The organism is Streptomyces sp. NBC_00075 (assembly GCF_045041225.1).
GTDB classification, from domain to species: Bacteria; Actinomycetota; Actinomycetes; order Streptomycetales; family Streptomycetaceae; genus Streptomyces; species Streptomyces adonidis.
Window position 1 is genome coordinate 3477020 of record NZ_CP108243.1, and the last position, 16606, is coordinate 3493625.

The following is a 16606-nucleotide window of genomic DNA, read 5'->3' on the forward strand; positions in this document are numbered from 1 at the left end:
TGAGGAGCGGGGGTTCGGGGGCAGCGCCCCCGAGGATGGGACGGGTAGGGGCGGCGGGGGCGAAAATGGCTCTGTGCCCCTCCCCACCCCCCTCCAAGAACTCACCGACCCCCGCTTCGCCCGCCACCGCCTCCGTCTGCTTCTCAAGCGCGACGACCTCATCCACCCCGACCTCGTCGGCAACAAGTGGCGCAAGCTGGTCCCCAACCTGGATGCCGCCGCCGGACGCCCGATCCTCACCTTCGGCGGCGCCTACTCCAACCACCTGCGCGCCACAGCCACCGCCGGCCGCCTCCTCGGCCTGCCCACCATCGGTGTCGTCCGGGGCCAGGAACTCGCCGACCGCCCCCTCAACCCCTCCCTCGCCCACTGCACGGCGAACGGCATGCGCCTGCGCTTCGTCGACAGATCGACCTACCGGCGCAAGACCGACCCCGACACCCTCGCCGCCATCCGCGAGGAGGCCGACGCCGACGACGCGTACGTCGTACCGGAAGGCGGCAGCAACGCCCTCGCCGTACGCGGCTGCCGCGCCCTGGGCGAGGAGCTGCGCGGCCATGCCGACGTCGTCGCGGTCGCCTGCGGCACCGGCGGCACCCTCGCCGGCCTGGCCGCGGGCCTCGCCCCCGACCAGCGCGCCCTCGGCATCCCGGTCCTCAAGGGCGGCTTCCTGGACGCGGAGATACGGGCCCTCCAGGACCTCGCCTTCGGCGGCCCCCGCGGCTCCTGGACCCTCGACCACCGTTTCCACTTCGGCGGTTATGCCCGTACGGCCCCCGAACTGCACGCCTTCGCCGACGACTTCGAGGCCCGTCACGACGTCCCTGTGGAACGTCTCTATGTCGCCAAGATGCTGTACGGACTTGTCGCCCTCGCGGAAGAAGGCGCGTTCGCGCCCGGGACCACCGTCGCGGCGGTGATCACCGGCCGTCCGTTCCCGTGACGGACGTCGCCCTCACTCCGCCTCCCGGAACGCGGCCGCCTCCTCCAGGTCCAGTCGTCGCAGCAGGGTTCGCAGCATCTCGTCGTCGATGTAACGCCCGTCCCGCAGCCGCACGAACATCTCCCGTTCCGCGCTGATCATCTCCCGGGACAGCCGCCGGTACGTGTCGTCCACCGTCTCGCCGGTCACGGGGTTGACCGCGCCCAGCCGTTCCCAGACGGCGTTCTGGCGGCGTTCCAGGACTGTCCGGAGCCGATCGGCCAGCGGGGGCGGCAGCGCGTTGCGGTCGTCCTCCAGCAGGCCCTCCAGGCGCTGCTGTGCCGCCCTGGACGCCTGCGCCTGGGCGTTCGCCTCCGCGAGCGTCTCCGCCTGCGCGTCACGCCCGGGCAGCTTCAGCAGACGGATCAGCGGGGGCAGCGTCAGACCCTGGACGACCAGCGTGCCGATGACCGTCGTGAAGGTCAGGAAGAGCACCAGGTTCCGTTCCGGGAACGCCTCTCCGCCCTCCACCGTGAGCGGGATCGAGAAGGCGATGGCCAGGGAGACGACTCCCCGCATGCCGGCCCAGGAGATGACGAACGCGCCCTTCCAGGTCGGGTTCGGTTCGCGGTCCCGGATCCGTGCCGACAGCAGCCGGGGCACGAACGTCCCGGGGTACACCCAGGCGAACCTGGTGACGACCACCACGAGGAAGACGGCGATCGCGTACCAGGCGGCGTCGACACCCTCGTACGCCCCAAGTCCCTCCAGGACGACCGGCAGTTGCAGCCCGATCAGGGCGAAGACGGCCGATTCGAGAACGAAGGCAACCATTTTCCAGACCGCCTCCTCCTGGAGACGGGTCGCGAAATCGACCTCCCACGCGCGATGTCCGAGATAGAGCGCCACGACCACCACCGCGAGGACCCCGGAGGCGTGCACCTCCTCGGCGACCGCGTACGCCGCGAAGGGGATCAGCAGGGAGAGGGTGTTCTGGAGCAGCGCTTCCTTCAGGTGCGTGCGCAGCCAATGGATCGGCATCATCAGGATCAGCCCGATCCCGATGCCGCCGACCGCCGCGAGCAGGAACTCGCCGATCCCGCCCGCCCAGGTCGCGCCCTCCCCGACGGCCGCCGCGAGGGCCACGCGGTACGCGGTGATCGCGGTGGCGTCGTTCACCAGGGACTCGCCCTGGAGGATGGTGGTGACCCGCGACGGCAGCCCGACCCGGCGGGCGATCGCCGTCGCCGCGACGGCGTCCGGCGGTGCCACGACCGCGCCGAGCACCAGCGCGGCGGTCAGCGGCAGCCCGGGCACGATCTGATAGGCGGCCCAGCCGACGACGAGGGTCGCGAAGAGCACGTACCCCACCGACAGCAGTGCCACGGGCCGCAGTTGCGCGCGCAGATCGAGGTACGAGCTGTCGACGGCCGCCGTGTACAGCAGCGGCGGCAGCATCAGCGGCAGGACGACATGCGGGTCGAGGGCGTAGTCGGGCACCCCGGGGACGTACGCGAACACCAGACCGGCCGCGACCAGCAGCAGCGGGGGCGGGACAGGGGTGCGGCGGGCCGCGGCGGCGATGGCGGCGCTGCCCGCGACCAGCAGGAGCAGTGGCATCACGTGCATCGGTCTCGGCCCAATCTCGTTTCCCGCCCCATCCGGCACCCCATCTGGTTTCCGCGCGGCTTTCCGCGCACCCGTCGTAACCTGGCAATCATGAAACAGTGCACGCATGCCGACGCGCTGGCGCTCCCGGAACCCGAGCCCAAGAGCGAGACCTGTCCGGAGTGCCTGGCGGCCGGTACCCATCCGGTGCAGCTGCGCCTGTGCCTGGACTGCGGCCACGTCGGCTGCTGCGACTCCTCGCCGATGCGCCACGCGACAGAGCACCACAAGGAGACCGGACATCCGGTGATGCGCACCTTCGAACCCGGCGAGAGCTGGCGCTGGTGCTTCGTGGACCATGTCCTCGTATGACCGCGCGGAAGCCGCGTATCGTCGTCCACCCGACCTCGCACCCGTGTGAGCAGGGGCATTGGTGACCGGAGGCGTACTCGTGTGACCCTGGATCCGGACGGTTCGACCGTCTGACGTCTGGGTACGTCAACCCGGCGCTCGTTCTTCCCAATTGGGCCCGCAGAACCCCTAGCCACTGTGCGTATCCGTATGTTTACTATGAGTGACAGCAAGGGGCTGGGGTCCCGGGGACAGGAAAGTCGAGAGCGCGGTAGCGTCACCGCTGAACCACGTATCGCGTTACCCCGGGGGGCGACCCTCGGCCCCCGAAAGAGCTTGTACCACCTTGGAGGTGAGGGTGTCCCAGTTCGCAGGCGAGCCCGCGACCCAGGACTTCGTGGAAGTCCGGCTGCCGGCCGCGGGTGCCTACCTGTCGGTGCTGCGTACGGCCACGGCCGGTCTCGCGGCCCGTTTGGACTTCACCCTCGACGAGATCGAGGACCTGCGCATCGCAGTGGACGAGGCCTGCGCGATCCTGCTTCAGCAGGCCGTGCCCGGCTCCGTACTCAGCTGTGTGTTCCGGCTGATCGACGACTCCCTGGAGGTCACGGTCTCGGCACCGACCACGGACGGTCACGCCCCCGCGCGTGACACGTTCGCCTGGACCGTCCTGTCCGCCCTCGCGGGCCAGGTCGACTCCACCGTCGCCGAGGACAAGACCGTGTCGATCAGTCTCTACAAGAAGCGCGGCGCGGGACCCGGGCCGGCGTGAGGAACGGGGACGGGCCGGTGCGGGACGAAGAGCGCGGCACACGGGAGCTGCCCGCGGCGGGCAGCGACGGCCCCGACGGGCCGCGGGACACGGCGGACGCCATTTCCGGCATCGCCGGTATCGCCGGCATCCCCGAACAGGCCCGGCCGCACCCGGAGGACGACCCCTCGGAGGCCGGCTTCATGGACGACGGGCAGCTGGATCGGGAAGGTGCCGTGCAGAGTGCGCCCCTGGAAGGGCCAAGCGAGGTCTCCCCTGTTCGAGCTGATGCGCGAATTCGGGGAAGGTCGACGGGCGGGACGATGAGCGAGCACGAACGAGACGACGCGCAGGGCGCACAGACGGCACAGGCCACACAGCACTCCCCGACGGACCGCAGCGGAGCGCGTGCCCTCTTCATCGAGCTGCGTTCGCTGGAGGACGGCAGTGCCGCGTACGCGGAGCTGCGCAACCGGCTGGTCCGTATGCATCTCCCGCTCGTCGAGCACCTCGCGCGCCGCTTCCGCAACCGCGGCGAGCCGCTGGACGACCTCACCCAGGTCGCGACCATCGGCCTCATCAAGTCGGTCGACCGCTTCGACCCGGACCGCGGTGTCGAGTTCTCGACCTACGCGACCCCGACGGTCGTCGGTGAGATCAAGCGGCACTTCCGGGACAAGGGCTGGGCGGTCCGCGTCCCGCGCAGGCTCCAGGAGCTGCGCCTCTCGCTCACCACGGCGACGGCGGAGCTGTCGCAGCGGCACGGCCGCTCCCCGACGGTCCACGAACTGGCCGAGAAGCTGGGCATCTCGGAGGAGGAGGTCCTGGAGGGCCTGGAGTCGGCCAACGCCTACTCCACGCTGTCCCTGGACGTCCCCGACACGGACGACGAGTCCCCGGCGGTCGCGGACACGCTGGGCGCGTACGACGAGGCCCTGGAGGGCGTCGAGTACCGCGAGTCGCTCAAGCCGCTCCTGGAGGATCTCCCGCCGCGCGAGAAGCGGATCCTGCTGCTGCGGTTCTTCGGCAACATGACGCAGTCGCAGATCGCGCAGGAGGTCGGCATCTCCCAGATGCACGTCTCCCGGCTGCTGGCCCGGACCCTGGCCCAGCTGCGCGAGAAACTGCTGGTCGAGGAGTAACCACTGATCGAGGAGTACCCCTCAGGGCTACTCCGACGCGCTGCCGGGCCCCCGGATCCCGAGGGCCCGGGTCGTCTCCTGGTTCACCAGCAGCACCAGCGCGGTGACCGCCACGACACCCAGCACGATCCCGCCCGGAATGGCCATGCTGTCCGCCTGGAGCAGGTTGTAGGCCACGGGCAACGCCATGATCTGCGTGATGACGGCCGGCCCCCGGCTCCAACTGCGCCGCCCCAGCAGCCCGCGCGCGGCGAGCAGCGGCAGCAGCGCGAGCACGATCAACGTGACACCCCCGGTGACGGCCTGCTGCCGGTCGTCCGCGTCACCCGTGATCCCCAGCACGAGGATGAAAACTCCCCCGACGACCAGGGCAAGCCCCTCCAGGGCAGCGAGCACGGCAGCAGCCGTCAGCCGCAGAGGCCGCGGCTGCGTGGATTCCGGGGAGGGGTTCTGCTCAACGCTCACGCAAGAAGGGTATCGCTGGAGCCCGACGGCGCTCGGACGCGCCCCTTAGGGGCGCGGGGAACTGCGCGACCAGCCACAACGCACCCGCAGCCAAACACCACGCCCCCCACTCACGCCCCCCAACTCTTACTGATCCCTAACCTGCCCTGGGCCGAGTACCACCGGGTAGGTACCCTGCTTCGCATGCGTGCACTTCTCGTGGTCAATCCGGCGGCTACCACCACAAGCGCACGTACGCGCGATGTGCTGACCCATGCTCTCGCTAGCGAGATGAAACTCGAGGCGGTCACCACCGAGTACCGGGGCCACGCGCGTGACCTCGGCCGGCAGGCGGCGGACAGCAAGGACATCGATCTGGTCGTCGCCCTCGGCGGCGACGGCACGGTCAACGAGGTCGTGAACGGGCTCCTGCACAACGGCCCCGACCCGGACCGGCTCCCCGGCCTCGCCGTGGTCCCCGGCGGCTCCACGAACGTCTTCGCCCGCGCCCTCGGCCTGCCCAACGACGCCGTGGAGGCCACCGGTGTCCTGCTGGACGCCCTGCGCGAGGAGCGGGAGCGCACGGTGGGCCTCGGGATGGCGAAGGGGACGCCGGGTACCGAGGACGAGTCCGTGCCGGAGCGCTGGTTCACGTTCTGCGCCGGTCTGGGATTCGACGCGGGTGTGATCGGGCGGGTGGAACAGCAGCGCGAACGCGGCAGGAAATCCACACACTCCCTTTACCTGCGTCAGGCCGCGCGCCAATTCCTGGGAGAGGCCAATCGCCGGCACGGCACGATCACTCTGGAACAACCGGGCGAGGACCCCGTTACCGATCTTGTGCTGTCCATAGTCTGCAACACGTCCCCTTGGACGTTTCTGGGCAATCGCCCGGTGTACGCGTCACCTAAGGCCTCGTTCGATACCGGGCTCGACGTACTCGGCCTCAGCCGTATGTCGACGGCCGCGGTTGCCCGGTATGGCATGCAGTTGCTCACTTCGTCCCCCGAACGGGGACCCCATGGCAGGCATGCAACGTCCCTGCACGACCTGACCGACTTCACCTTGCATTCGAAGGCGCCTCTCCCCCTCCAGATGGACGGCGACCACCTTGGACTGCGAACGAGCGTGACGTTCACAGGCGTACGCCGTGCACTGCGTGTGATTGTGTGAGCGGAACGGGCTAAAGTCCTTCCACTCGAACGTTTAGGCCAGGGTCCACCCCATGGAAGTACGGCTGTGACCGAGCCGACACCGAGGAATCAAAAAAAACTTTCCGGTAGGGGTTGTATCCGCCGCTGAGGTTTGCGAGTCTCTACGTGGCGCTCGGGACGGCCCGCAACACCGGCCACCACAGAGAGCCAGAACCCCTCCTCACTTCACAGGACCACATCAGTCCGTCTGATGATCGGCCCTTCACTTGTTGAGGGATTCGTGAAAGCGTTCACATTCACAAGCAACGTGCATGTAATACCAAGGAGAGGTAGCAGCCATGGACTGGCGTCACAACGCCGTTTGCCGCGAGGAAGACCCCGAGCTCTTCTTCCCCATCGGCAACACCGGTCCTGCGCTGCTGCAGATCGAGGAAGCCAAGGCCGTCTGCCGCCGCTGCCCCGTCATGGAGCAGTGCCTGCAGTGGGCGCTTGAGTCCGGCCAGGACTCCGGCGTCTGGGGTGGTCTCAGCGAGGACGAGCGCCGCGCCATGAAGCGCCGCGCCGCCCGCAACCGGGCCCGCCAGGCAACCGCCTGACAACCCACCCCGTAACAGCCTGAGCTTGGCGGCGCGTACAGCGAGTACGCATCTCCCGCCCCCGAGCCGCAGCGCGCAGTGCCCCCGATGCGCATAGCAACGAGCATATGAGCCCCGGACCATCCCATGGTCCGGGGCTCATTGCTGTGCCTTGCTGTGAATCGCCGTCCGTGCGCCTACTTGTTGGCGCGCACCGGGACGTCGAGGATCACCTGCGTACCCCGCTCGGGCGCCAGCACCATGTCGAACGTGCCGCCCAACTCCCCCTCCACCAGCGTCCGTACGATCTGTAGGCCGAGATTGCCCGAGCGGTGCGGGTCGAAGCCCTCGGGGAGACCGACGCCGTCGTCCTGGACGGTGACGAGGAGGCGGGCCTCCTTGCTCGTGCCGCCGCGGACCGCCGAGACCTCGACCGTGCCGGTCTCGCCCGGCCCGAAGCCGTGTTCGAGGGCGTTCTGAAGGATCTCGGTCAGCACCATGGAGAGCGGGGTGGCGACCTCCGCGTCCAGGATGCCGAAGCGTCCGCTGCGCCGGGCGGTGACCGTGCCCGGTGAGATCTCGGCGACCATCGCGAGGACGCGGTCGGCGATCTCGTCGAACTCCACGCGTTCGTCCAGGTTCTGGGAGAGCGTCTCGTGCACGATCGCGATGGATCCGACCCGCCGTACGGCCTCCTCCAGGGCCTCGCGCCCGCGTTCCGAGTCGATGCGGCGGGCCTGGAGGCGCAGCAGGGCTGCCACCGTCTGGAGGTTGTTCTTGACCCGGTGGTGGATCTCCCGGATGGTCGCGTCCTTGGTGATCAACTCGCGCTCGCGGCGGCGCAGTTCGGTGACGTCCCGGAGCAGGACGAGCGAACCGATGCGCGTGCCCTTGGGCTTGAGGGGGATCGCCCGGAACTGGATGACCCCGTCGTCGGACTCGATCTCGAACTCGCGCGGCGCCCACCCGCTGGCGACCTTGGCGAGCGCCTCGTCCACCGGCCCCCGGGTCGGGGCGAGTTCCGCGGTGGTCATGCCCAGGTGATGGCCGACGAGGTCGGAGGCCAGGCCGAGGCGGTGGTACGCGGACAGCGCGTTCGGCGAGGCGTACTGGACGACTCCGTCGGCGTCGAGGCGGATCAGTCCGTCGCCGACGCGCGGCGAGGCGTCCATGTCGACGACCTGGTTCGAGAAGGGGAACGATCCGGCGGCGATCATCTGGGCCAGGTCGGAGGCGCTCTGGAGGTACGTCAGTTCCAGGCGGCTCGGGGTCCGGACGGTGAGGAGGTTGGTGTTGCGGGCGATGACCCCGAGGACGCGTCCTTCCCGGCGGACGGGGATCGACTCGACGCGGACAGGGACCTCTTCACGCCATTCCGGGTCGCCCTCGCGCACGATCCGGCCCTCGTCCAGAGCGGCGTCCAGCAGGGGGCGGCGGCCACGGGGGACGAGGTGGCCGACCATGTCGTCCTGGTACGAGGTGGGGCCGGTGTTGGGCCGCATCTGGGCCACCGAGACATAGCGGGTGCCGTCACGCGTGGGGACCCACAGGACGAGGTCGGCGAAGGAGAGGTCGGAGAGCAGTTGCCACTCCGACACCAGCAGGTGCAGCCACTCCAGGTCGGAGTCGCTGAGCGCGGTGTGCTGGCGTACGAGTTCGTTCATGGAGGGCACGTGTGCGAGCGTACCCGGCGGTTCGGACATGGCCTGAAACCGTGGCTGGCGGGAAGGTGCGAAAGAGGCCCGGAAACACCCGCGGGCCGCGGCGCCTGAGAGGGACCCTCAACCCTCCCGGCACCGCAGCCCGGAGCAGCAACGGCCGTGGGGTGTGCGGTCCCAGTCGGCCGATGGATGAGGAGCCGGCGCAGTCAGGGCAGAGAGCCCCGGTTCCTCGATCCGCCTTCCTGTGCGGGGAAGACGGAGGCTCTGGTCGTACATACAGCCGGTTGTACCTACAGCTGATCGATCGTACGTTTTCCCTACGCATTGTGGACTAGACCACAAGCCGTGTCCATGCGTTGAAGAGTGTTTGTTGCTGTGTCTTCGCGAGCACTTCGGATGCCTCAATGCCGCCCGTTGGAACTAGTCGGACGTCCCAGGATCCACCATGCAGCCTAGCCCTGTTGGTTCATGTGCGGGGCCAGATCTCCATGGCAATTTCCGCGACCGCCGCCAGCTCCTCCCGGCTCGCGCCGTCGCGGGCCTGTTGCGACATTCCCTGGAGAACGGCCCCGGCGTACCGGGCGAGCGCGGCGGCATCGGTTCCGGCGGGCAGTTCCCCCGCCGCGACGTCTTCTTCCATGCGGCTCTCGAAGGCGGCGATGTTCGCGTTGCGCCGCTCACGCAGGGACGCCTCGACCTCGGGCGTCGTGCAGTTGGTGGCCGCGTGGATGACGAGACAGCCGTGCGGGTGGCCGGGGTCCGTGTACTCGGCTGCGGCCTCCCTGAGCATCCGCCCGATGGCGGCCCGGGCGGTGGGCTCCTCGGCCAGCGCGCGGTCGCCGAAGGCACCGTGCTTCACCCCGTACGCCTGCACGACCTCGGCGAAGAGGGACTGCTTGTCGCCGAAGGCCGCGTACAGGCTCGGGGCGCCGATGCCCATGACGCGGGTGAGGTCGGAGACGGAGGTCGCCTCGTACCCGTGTTCCCAGAAGGCCAGGACCGCCTGCTCCAGCGCGGTTTCACGGTCGAAGGAGCGGGGGCGGCCACGCGGCTTGGACACGGGTGCGGATGCGGACTTCGCCCTGGTCCGGGGCTCCTCGTTCACCATGGAGTGGATTCTATAGCGGGCACTAGCTAAATGTCCGAGCCGTGTTGTACGGTTTTTTCTGTAGCGGCCACTAGGTAAATGCGAGGGGGACGTCGGTCATGGGTGTGCTCACGGGTAGGACGGCGCTGGTCACGGGCGCGAGCAGGGGAATCGGGCGGGGAATCGCCGAGCGGTTGGGGCGGGACGGGGCGCGGGTCGCCGTGCACTACGGACGAGATGAGGCCGCCGCGAAGGAGACGGTCGCCTCGATCGAGTCGGCGGGCGGTTCGGCGTTCACGATCGGGGTCGAGCTGGGGCGGCCGGGAGACGCCGAGGCGGTGTGGGAGGCGTTCGACCAGCGGGCGGAGGGCGTGGACATCCTGGTCAACAACGCCGGGATCGGGACGACGGCGCCGATCGAGGAGATCGACGAGGAGGAGTACGACAGGGTCTTCGCGGTGAATGTGAAGGCGCCGTACTTCATCGCCAAGCACGGCCTCGACCGGCTGCGGGACGGCGGGCGGGTCATCAACATCTCCTCGGGCCTGGCCCGCTCCGCCGGGATGCCGAACCTCATGGCGTACTCCATGACCAAGGGCGCGCTGGACGTCCTCAGCCGGGACCTGTCCAAGCTGCTGGGCGGGCGGGGGATCACGGTGAACTCGGTCGCCCCGGGGATCATCGACACGGACAACACCGCCGAGCTGCTGCACTCGACCGAGGACGCGTGGGCGGAGGCGGCGGCGATATCGGCGCTCGGGCGCGTGGGGGCGCCGGCGGATGTGGCGGACGTGGTCGCCTTTCTCGCGTCGGACGGCGGTCGGTGGGTGACCGGGAGCTGGGTGGATGTGACGGGAGGTTCACTGACGTAGGACCTGGGCCGCGGAACCCCGTTCTGTTAGATTGGTCTAAACCACATGGTTCCCCTATGTCCCCCTCCAGGTCTCGGTCGAGTCCTCTACTGAGAACTGCTACCGAGACCTCTACTGAAGACTTACGTCGTCACTCCAGATCGGCAGGCCCAGCGTGGAAGTTGTCATCGTTCCGGACGCCAAGGCGGGTGGCGAGCTGATCGCCGGAGCCATGGCACAGCTGCTCCGGCACAAGCCGACCGCCCTGCTCGGCGTGGCCACCGGCTCGACCCCGCTGCCCATCTACCAGGCACTCGCGGCACAGGTGAGTTCCGGCGCCGTGGACGTGTCCCGGGCCCGAATAGCCCAGCTCGACGAGTACGTGGGGCTGCCTGCCGAGCATCCGGAGTCGTACCGCTCGGTGCTGCGGCGCGAGGTGCTGGAGCCGCTCGGGATCGGGATGGACGCGTTCACGGGGCCCGACGGGACCGCCGAGGACGTACGGGGGGCTTGCGAGGCGTACGACAAGGCGCTGGCCGAGGCCGGCGGGGTCGACCTCCAGTTGCTGGGGATCGGGACCGACGGACACATCGGGTTCAACGAGCCGTGCTCCTCGCTCGCCTCTCGGACCCGGATCAAGACCTTGACCGAGCAGACCCGGATCGACAACGCGCGGTTCTTCGACGGGGACATCGGGCAGGTGCCGCACCATGTGATCACGCAGGGCATCGGGACGATTCTGGAGGCTCGGCACTTGGTGCTGCTCGCGACCGGCGAGGGTAAGGCTGATGCCGTCGCGGCGACTGTGGAGGGGCCTGTTGCTGCGGTGTGTCCTGCGTCTGCGCTGCAATTGCATCCGCATGCGACTGTGGTGGTCGATGAGGGAGCGGCTTCCAAGTTGAAGCTGGCGGATTATTTTCGGCACACCTTTGTCAACAAGCCTGAGTGGCAAGGGATCTAGGGGGATCTAAGCGTCTGCCGGGTTCGGTTGTGTGCTGGCTGCCGGTTCGTTGTGGCTTGTCGCGCAGTTCCCCGCGCCCCCAAAAGACAAAAGCGGCGCCGGGCCCCCGTTGAGAGGGACCGGCGCCTGTGTCGTCGTACGGCTACTCCCCCGCGATGAACTCCGCGGCCGCCACGCCGCAGACTCTGGCCGCGCCGTGGGTCGCCAGGTGTAGGGCGCCTCGTCGGGGAGCCTGGGGGACGCCCATCTCCACGACGATCGTGTCGGGGCGGGCGGACAGGAGGGTGTCCAGGGCGGCGGACATCCAGGGGTGGCGGTGTTCGTCGCGGACCACGGCGACGATGCGGCTCAGGCCCGCTTCCGTCAGGACCGCGTGGCCCGCGTTCTCGCCGGTGAAGGTGCCGGTGCGGGTGCCGGGGAGGAGGCGTACCAACTCCGCTGCCACGCCCCACGGGGTCTCGTTGCCGACGGCGAAGTTCGCCACGGGGGTGAGGGCGGCCACGTACGGGGGTTCCCGGAGGGGTTCATAGGGCTCGGGGTGCGTTGCCTTCAGGGCGCGGCGGGCCGCTGTGAGGCCTACGTCCGTAGGGGCCGTGTCGGAGGGCTGCGGTGTCGAGGCCGTCCAGCGGGACAGGGCGCGGACTCGTTCGGCCGCGTCCGCCAGGCGTTCTTCCGGGAGTTCGCCGGTGCGGACGGCGTTGACCAGGGCGTCGCGCAGGCTGCGTACCGTCTCGTCGTCAGAGAGGCCGCCGCCCACGCAGATGGCGTCGGCGCCGGCGGCGATGGCGAGGACGCTGCCGCGTTCGATGCCGTAGGTGGCCGCGATGGCCTGCATCTCCATGCCGTCGGTGACGATCAGGCCGGTGTAGCCGAGTTCGCCGCGGAGGAGGTCGGTGAGGACGGGGTGGGAGAGCGTGGCCGGGCGGTCTGGGTCGAGGGAGGGGATCAGGATGTGGGCGCTCATCACGGCCCTGGTGCCGGCCTCGATCGCGGCGCGGAAGGGGGCGAGTTCGCGGTCGAGTACGACCGAGCGGCTCGCGTCGATGCGTGGGAGGGCGTGGTGGGAGTCGACCGAGGTGTCGCCGTGGCCCGGGAAGTGCTTGGTGCAGGCGGCGACGCCCGCCGTCTGGAGACCGGTGACGTAGGCGGCGGTGTGCCGGGCGACCAGCTCCGGGTCGGCGCCGAAGGAGCGGACGCCGATGACAGGGTTGGCGGGGTTGGAGTTGACGTCGGCGGAGGGGGCCCAGTTGAGGTTGACCCCGCAGACGCGGAGGCGGTGGCCGAGTTCGTGCGCCACTTCCTGTGTCAGTTGGACGTCGTCGATCGCGCCCAGGGCGTGGTTGCCCGGGAAGGAGGAGCCGGTGTGGACCTCCAGGCGGGTGACGTCGCCGCCCTCCTCGTCGATCGCGACCAGGACGTCGTCGCGTTCGGCGCGCAACTGGGCGGTGAGGGCGGCCAGTTGCGCGGGGGACGCGATGTTGCGGCCGAACAGGCCCACGGAGGCAAGGCCTTCGCCGAGGCGGCGCAGCAGCCAGTCGGGGGCGGTGGTGCCGGGGAAGCCGGGCTGGAGGACGGTGAGTGCGTCGCGGGTCAGCGTGTCGGGGCGGCGGGCGAGTGTCGTCATCGGGTGGGGTTATCCCTTCACGGCGCCCGCGGTCAGGCCCGCGGCCATCTTGCGCTGGACGAGGAGGAAGAGGACGACGATCGGCACGGCCATCATCGTGGAGCCGGCCATCATCGGGGCGTACTCGGTGCCGTGCTTGGTGGTGAAGTTGCCGAGCCAGACGGTGGCGGTCTGGTTCTTCTGGCTCATCAGCATCAGGGCGTAGAGGTACTCGTTCCAGGCCTGGATGAAGCCGTAGACCGAGGTGGCGACCAGGCCGGGGGCCAGGAGGGGGAAGACCACGCGGATGAAGGCGGTGGTGCGGGAGCAGCCGTCGACCATCGCGGCCTCCTCCAGCTCCTTCGGGATGTTGACGATGAAGCCGCGCAGGGTCCACACCGTGAACGGAAGGATGAAGGTGAGATAGGTGATGATCAGGCCGGTCAGCCGGTCGTACTGGCCGAGGTCGTTGAGAAGCAGGAACACGGGGATGATCATCGCGACCAGGGGGACCATCTGCACGGCCAAAATGCCGACGATGACGATCTTCCGGCCGCGGAAGGCGAAGCGCGAGATGGCGAGGGCCGCCAGCATGCCGACGATGATGCCGATCACGACGACCGTGAGGGACACGATGAGGCTGCGGCCGACCGGGCCCCAGAAGTCGGCGATGTTCAGCGCGCGGCGGAAGTTGTCGAGGGTGAACCCCGTCGGCAACAGGCTCGGGTCGGGGTCGATCGCGTCCTTCGCCGGCTTGAACGCCGTGTTCAGCATCCAGTAGACCGGGAAGCCGGCCGTCAGGAAGACGAACAGGCCCAGCAGGTTCCAGCCGGCCTTCGACTTCCGGGGCCCCGCGGTCTTTTCGGCCTTCCGGGGCACGGAGGGGGCTGTCGCACTCATTCGACCTCTCCGATCTTCAGCATCTGGCGCATGTAGACGGCGACGACACCGAGCAGCAGCACCACGGTGAGCAGGGCGATCGCCGAGCCCTGGGCGTAGTCGTTGACGGCGAAGGCCCGGTCGTAGGAGTAGGTGGTCAGGAGCTGGAACTCGGCCTCGGGGTGGCCGCCCCGCATCACGAACACCTGGGGAAACACGCCCATGTCCCAGATCACGGACAAGGTCGTGAGCATCACGATGATCGGCTTGAGGATGGGGAGGGTGACATAACGGAAGACGCCCCAGGCGCCCGCGCCGTCGAGCCGGGCCGCCTCCTCCAGTTCCTTCGGGACCTGGGTCAGCCCCGCGCCGAGCGTGATGACGACGAACGGCACCGCGCCCCAGACCACGAGGAGCATGATCACGGCCAGGCCCTGCGGTCCGCTCGCGAACCAGTTGTGGCCGATCATCTCGACGCCGGGCAGCTTGCTCAGCAGCGCGTTGATGATCCCGTAGTCGGAGTCGAACAGCCACTTGAAGACGGTGGTCGCCACGATGATGGGCATGCCCCAACTGGCCACCAGGACAATGTTGATGAGCGTCTTCATCCAGCCGCTCACCCGCTGGAGCAGCAGGGCGATCAGCATGCCGATGACCATCGTGAAGACGACACAGCCGACGGCGAAGACGATCGTGCGGACGACGACGTCCCAGAACTCGCTGTCGCCGAGCACATGGGTGAAGTTGGCGAAGCCCACCGACTCGGCCGGCTGGAAGCCCCACAGCTGGGACTGCCCGAACTTCTGGAAGGACAGGGTGACCAGACGGACGAGGGGATAGCCGAGGACCAGCGCGAGGATCAGCAGACAGGGGGCCAGCAGGGCCCACGGAATCGCGGCGGCGCCCATGGCCGTCCGCTTTCTCCGTGGGGTGTCCGGGCCGCCGGTCGGCGGTGATGGCGGCGCGTGCCGTGTCGACGGCGGCAGTTTGGCAGGGGTGGTCGTATCAGCGGCACTCATCCGCGCACTCCTCAGCGGTCCCTCAGGTCGTACGGTCATGACGGTCGTCAAGGTCCCGCCTGTGGCCGGCGGGTCCTGCGCGTGGCGAGCGAGCGGGGCCCTCCCCGTGACAGGGCCCCGCGTCGGTCCGCTACTTGACGTTGATGACCTTGTCGATCGCCGCGTCCGCTTCCTTCGCGGCCTCCTCGACCGTCTTCTTTCCGGTGCCGATGCTCTGGAGCATCGTCTGGAGGATCTGGGCCTTCTCGACCTGACCCCAGCCCGGTGCCATCGGCACGAACCAGTTGGACTCGGCCGCCGTGGCCGGGACCGCCGTCGCCGGGTCGCTCTTCAGGGTGGCGAGGTCGGTCTTGTTGTTGGGCAGGTTGCCCTTGGCCATCAGGCCCTTCTGGCCGCTGGCGCCGGTGTAGGCGTTGATCCACTCGGCGGCGACCGTCTGCGCGTCCGACTTCACCGGGATGGCGAGGTCCGAACCGCCCAGGAACACCGGCATGTTCTTGCCGGACGGGCCGGGCATGACGAAGTTCTCCAGGTTGCCCTTGAGCTTGCCGGTCTTGTCGTTCTCCGGCGCCTCGGCGGTCGCGCCCTCCCAGGCGGCGGCGAAGATCATGCTGGTCTTGCCCTGGCCGTAGACGATGTAACGGTCGGACTCGTCCTTGGTCTTGTCACCGTGCATGTACTTGTCGATGACGTTCTTGAACTCCGTGAGGCCCTTGACGGACTCCGGCGAGGAGAGGGTCGCCTTCCACTGGCCGCCCGACTCCTCGGCGATCGAGCCGCCGGCGTCGTAGACGAAGGACATGGCGGCGTACCAGTCGCGGGTGGGCTGGTACCAGGCGTTGTACTTGTCGCCCTCCTTCTTCTGGATCTTGTCCAGGGCGGAGGTGAGTTCGGCGTACGTCTTCGGTGTCGACTTGACGCCGACCGAAGCGGCCACGTCCTTGCGCCAGTTGGCGACGCGGCCACCGGCGTAGTAGGGGACGCCGTACGTCTTGCCCTCGTAGGTGACGGAGGCCTTGAGGCCGTCGAGCCAGGCTGCCGAGTTCTCGAACTTCGCCGGGTCGACGGGGGCGAAGGCACCCTTGACCATGTAGCTGAGCATCTCGGTGTTGCCCATCTCGACCACGTCGGGCGCCTTGTCGGTGGCGAGAACGGCGTCGAGCTTGGCGTTCTTGTCGGGCCAGCCGTAGTACTCGTGGTTGATCTTGATGCCGGGGTGCTTCTTCACCAGCGCGGCGTCAGCGGCCTTCACCAGCTCAGGCCAGTTGTTCTGCGCGTCCACGGTCAGCCAGACGGTCAGTTCCTTGGCGTCCGCGCCGGTGTTGTCCGAGCTTCCGCTGTCACTGTCCCCGCATGCCGCGATGGAGACCATCATGCCCGCGATACCGATCGCGGCTATCAGCTTGCGCTTCACGCCACCCTCCTCAGGGACCTGGACCAATGGTGTAGACCAGTAGGCGGAGCTTGGCTCAGACCAAACTGCGTGTCAAGAGTCCGTGAACATCTCTGACCAGCCGTTATGCGACCTACATATGCAGGGACCTTTAAGTAAGAAGGTGGCGGAAATACCCTGCACATGCGCCCGGTTCGAGGTAGAC

At 68.7% G+C, this 16606-nt stretch carries 16 protein-coding genes; 8 read left to right on the forward strand and 8 right to left on the reverse strand.

Annotated features, from left to right (window positions below; all coding sequences use genetic code 11):
- Positions 1-73 precede the first annotated feature (73 nt).
- Positions 74-943 (forward strand): 1-aminocyclopropane-1-carboxylate deaminase/D-cysteine desulfhydrase, encoded by an 870-nt coding sequence (locus tag OG787_RS14785; protein WP_405535468.1) that lies wholly within the window; start codon positions 74-76, stop codon positions 941-943.
- Positions 944-955: 12 nt separating this feature from the next.
- On the opposite strand, the gene OG787_RS14790 is transcribed toward OG787_RS14785, so the two are convergent.
- Positions 956-2551, reverse strand: coding sequence for a Na+/H+ antiporter (locus tag OG787_RS14790; protein ID WP_369035870.1), 1596 nt, complete (start codon positions 2549-2551; stop codon positions 956-958).
- A gap of 90 nt (positions 2552-2641) precedes the next feature.
- Between OG787_RS14790 and OG787_RS14795 the strand changes: the two genes are divergently transcribed.
- From OG787_RS14795 to OG787_RS14805, 3 genes are all read left to right on the forward strand, one after another.
- On the forward strand, positions 2642-2902 hold the full coding sequence (locus OG787_RS14795; RefSeq protein ID WP_369035871.1) for a UBP-type zinc finger domain-containing protein: 261 nt from the start codon (positions 2642-2644) through the stop codon (positions 2900-2902).
- A gap of 337 nt (positions 2903-3239) precedes the next feature.
- Positions 3240-3653, forward strand: a complete 414-nt coding sequence (locus OG787_RS14800; RefSeq protein WP_053744517.1) for an anti-sigma regulatory factor — start codon at positions 3240-3242, stop codon at positions 3651-3653.
- 17 nt (positions 3654-3670) lie between these two features.
- Positions 3671-4774, forward strand: coding sequence for an RNA polymerase sigma factor SigF (locus OG787_RS14805; RefSeq protein ID WP_405535469.1), 1104 nt, complete (start codon positions 3671-3673; stop codon positions 4772-4774).
- Positions 4775-4801: 27 nt separating this feature from the next.
- Here the strand turns inward: OG787_RS14805 and OG787_RS14810 are convergent, their stop codons facing one another.
- Positions 4802-5239, reverse strand: a complete 438-nt coding sequence (locus OG787_RS14810; RefSeq protein ID WP_405535470.1) for a hypothetical protein — start codon at positions 5237-5239, stop codon at positions 4802-4804.
- A gap of 183 nt (positions 5240-5422) precedes the next feature.
- Between OG787_RS14810 and OG787_RS14815 the strand changes: the two genes are divergently transcribed.
- Both OG787_RS14815 and OG787_RS14820 read left to right on the forward strand, forming a co-directional pair.
- Positions 5423-6391, forward strand: coding sequence for a diacylglycerol kinase family protein (locus OG787_RS14815; RefSeq protein ID WP_369035874.1), 969 nt, complete (start codon positions 5423-5425; stop codon positions 6389-6391).
- A 319-nt stretch (positions 6392-6710) separates the two neighbouring features.
- Positions 6711-6968, forward strand: coding sequence for a WhiB family transcriptional regulator (locus OG787_RS14820; protein ID WP_006380970.1), 258 nt, complete (start codon positions 6711-6713; stop codon positions 6966-6968).
- A gap of 176 nt (positions 6969-7144) precedes the next feature.
- On the opposite strand, the gene OG787_RS14825 is transcribed toward OG787_RS14820, so the two are convergent.
- Complete coding sequence (locus OG787_RS14825; RefSeq protein WP_405535471.1) at positions 7145-8620, reverse strand: sensor histidine kinase; 1476 nt, start codon at positions 8618-8620, stop codon at positions 7145-7147.
- Between the two features lie 454 nt (positions 8621-9074).
- Positions 9075-9716 carry a TetR/AcrR family transcriptional regulator gene (locus OG787_RS14830; protein WP_369035876.1) on the reverse strand — a complete coding sequence of 214 codons (642 nt, stop codon included), beginning with the start codon at positions 9714-9716 and terminating at the stop codon, positions 9075-9077.
- Positions 9717-9814: 98 nt separating this feature from the next.
- Between OG787_RS14830 and OG787_RS14835 the strand changes: the two genes are divergently transcribed.
- Both OG787_RS14835 and nagB read left to right on the forward strand, forming a co-directional pair.
- Positions 9815-10567 carry an SDR family oxidoreductase gene (locus OG787_RS14835; protein WP_369035877.1) on the forward strand — a complete coding sequence of 251 codons (753 nt, stop codon included), beginning with the start codon at positions 9815-9817 and terminating at the stop codon, positions 10565-10567.
- A gap of 154 nt (positions 10568-10721) precedes the next feature.
- A complete protein-coding gene (gene nagB, locus OG787_RS14840; RefSeq protein ID WP_369035878.1) occupies positions 10722-11507 on the forward strand; it encodes a glucosamine-6-phosphate deaminase in 786 nt (261 codons plus the stop codon).
- A 142-nt stretch (positions 11508-11649) separates the two neighbouring features.
- On the opposite strand, the gene OG787_RS14845 is transcribed toward nagB, so the two are convergent.
- From OG787_RS14845 to OG787_RS14860, 4 genes are all read right to left on the reverse strand, one after another.
- Positions 11650-13131 carry a glycoside hydrolase family 3 protein gene (locus OG787_RS14845; RefSeq protein ID WP_405535472.1) on the reverse strand — a complete coding sequence of 494 codons (1482 nt, stop codon included), beginning with the start codon at positions 13129-13131 and terminating at the stop codon, positions 11650-11652.
- Positions 13132-13140: 9 nt separating this feature from the next.
- On the reverse strand, positions 13141-14010 hold the full coding sequence (locus tag OG787_RS14850; RefSeq protein ID WP_405535473.1) for a carbohydrate ABC transporter permease: 870 nt from the start codon (positions 14008-14010) through the stop codon (positions 13141-13143).
- Positions 14007-15008, reverse strand: coding sequence for a carbohydrate ABC transporter permease (locus tag OG787_RS14855; protein WP_369035881.1), 1002 nt, complete (start codon positions 15006-15008; stop codon positions 14007-14009). The genes OG787_RS14850 and OG787_RS14855 overlap by 4 nt, the downstream gene beginning before the upstream one ends.
- Before the next feature lie 130 nt (positions 15009-15138).
- Positions 15139-16422: an extracellular solute-binding protein gene (locus tag OG787_RS14860; protein WP_369035882.1), complete on the reverse strand. Its 1284-nt coding sequence runs from the start codon at positions 16420-16422 to the stop codon at positions 15139-15141.
- Positions 16423-16606: the final 184 nt, after the last annotated feature.

Excerpts from the sequence above, each read along its gene's own strand:
- OG787_RS14790 (WP_369035870.1), bottom strand. The coding sequence starts at position 2,551 with ATGCACGTGATGCCACTGCTCCTGCTGGTCGCGGGCAGCGCCGCCATC.
- OG787_RS14795 (WP_369035871.1), top strand. The coding sequence starts at position 2,642 with ATGAAACAGTGCACGCATGCCGACGCGCTGGCGCTCCCGGAACCCGAG.
- OG787_RS14815 (WP_369035874.1), top strand. The coding sequence starts at position 5,423 with ATGCGTGCACTTCTCGTGGTCAATCCGGCGGCTACCACCACAAGCGCA.
- OG787_RS14820 (WP_006380970.1), top strand. The coding sequence starts at position 6,711 with ATGGACTGGCGTCACAACGCCGTTTGCCGCGAGGAAGACCCCGAGCTC.
- OG787_RS14830 (WP_369035876.1), bottom strand. The coding sequence starts at position 9,716 with ATGGTGAACGAGGAGCCCCGGACCAGGGCGAAGTCCGCATCCGCACCC.
- OG787_RS14835 (WP_369035877.1), top strand. The coding sequence starts at position 9,815 with ATGGGTGTGCTCACGGGTAGGACGGCGCTGGTCACGGGCGCGAGCAGG.
- OG787_RS14845 (WP_405535472.1), bottom strand. The coding sequence starts at position 13,131 with ATGACGACACTCGCCCGCCGCCCCGACACGCTGACCCGCGACGCACTC.
- OG787_RS14850 (WP_405535473.1), bottom strand. The coding sequence starts at position 14,010 with ATGAGTGCGACAGCCCCCTCCGTGCCCCGGAAGGCCGAAAAGACCGCG.
- OG787_RS14855 (WP_369035881.1), bottom strand. The coding sequence starts at position 15,008 with ATGAGTGCCGCTGATACGACCACCCCTGCCAAACTGCCGCCGTCGACA.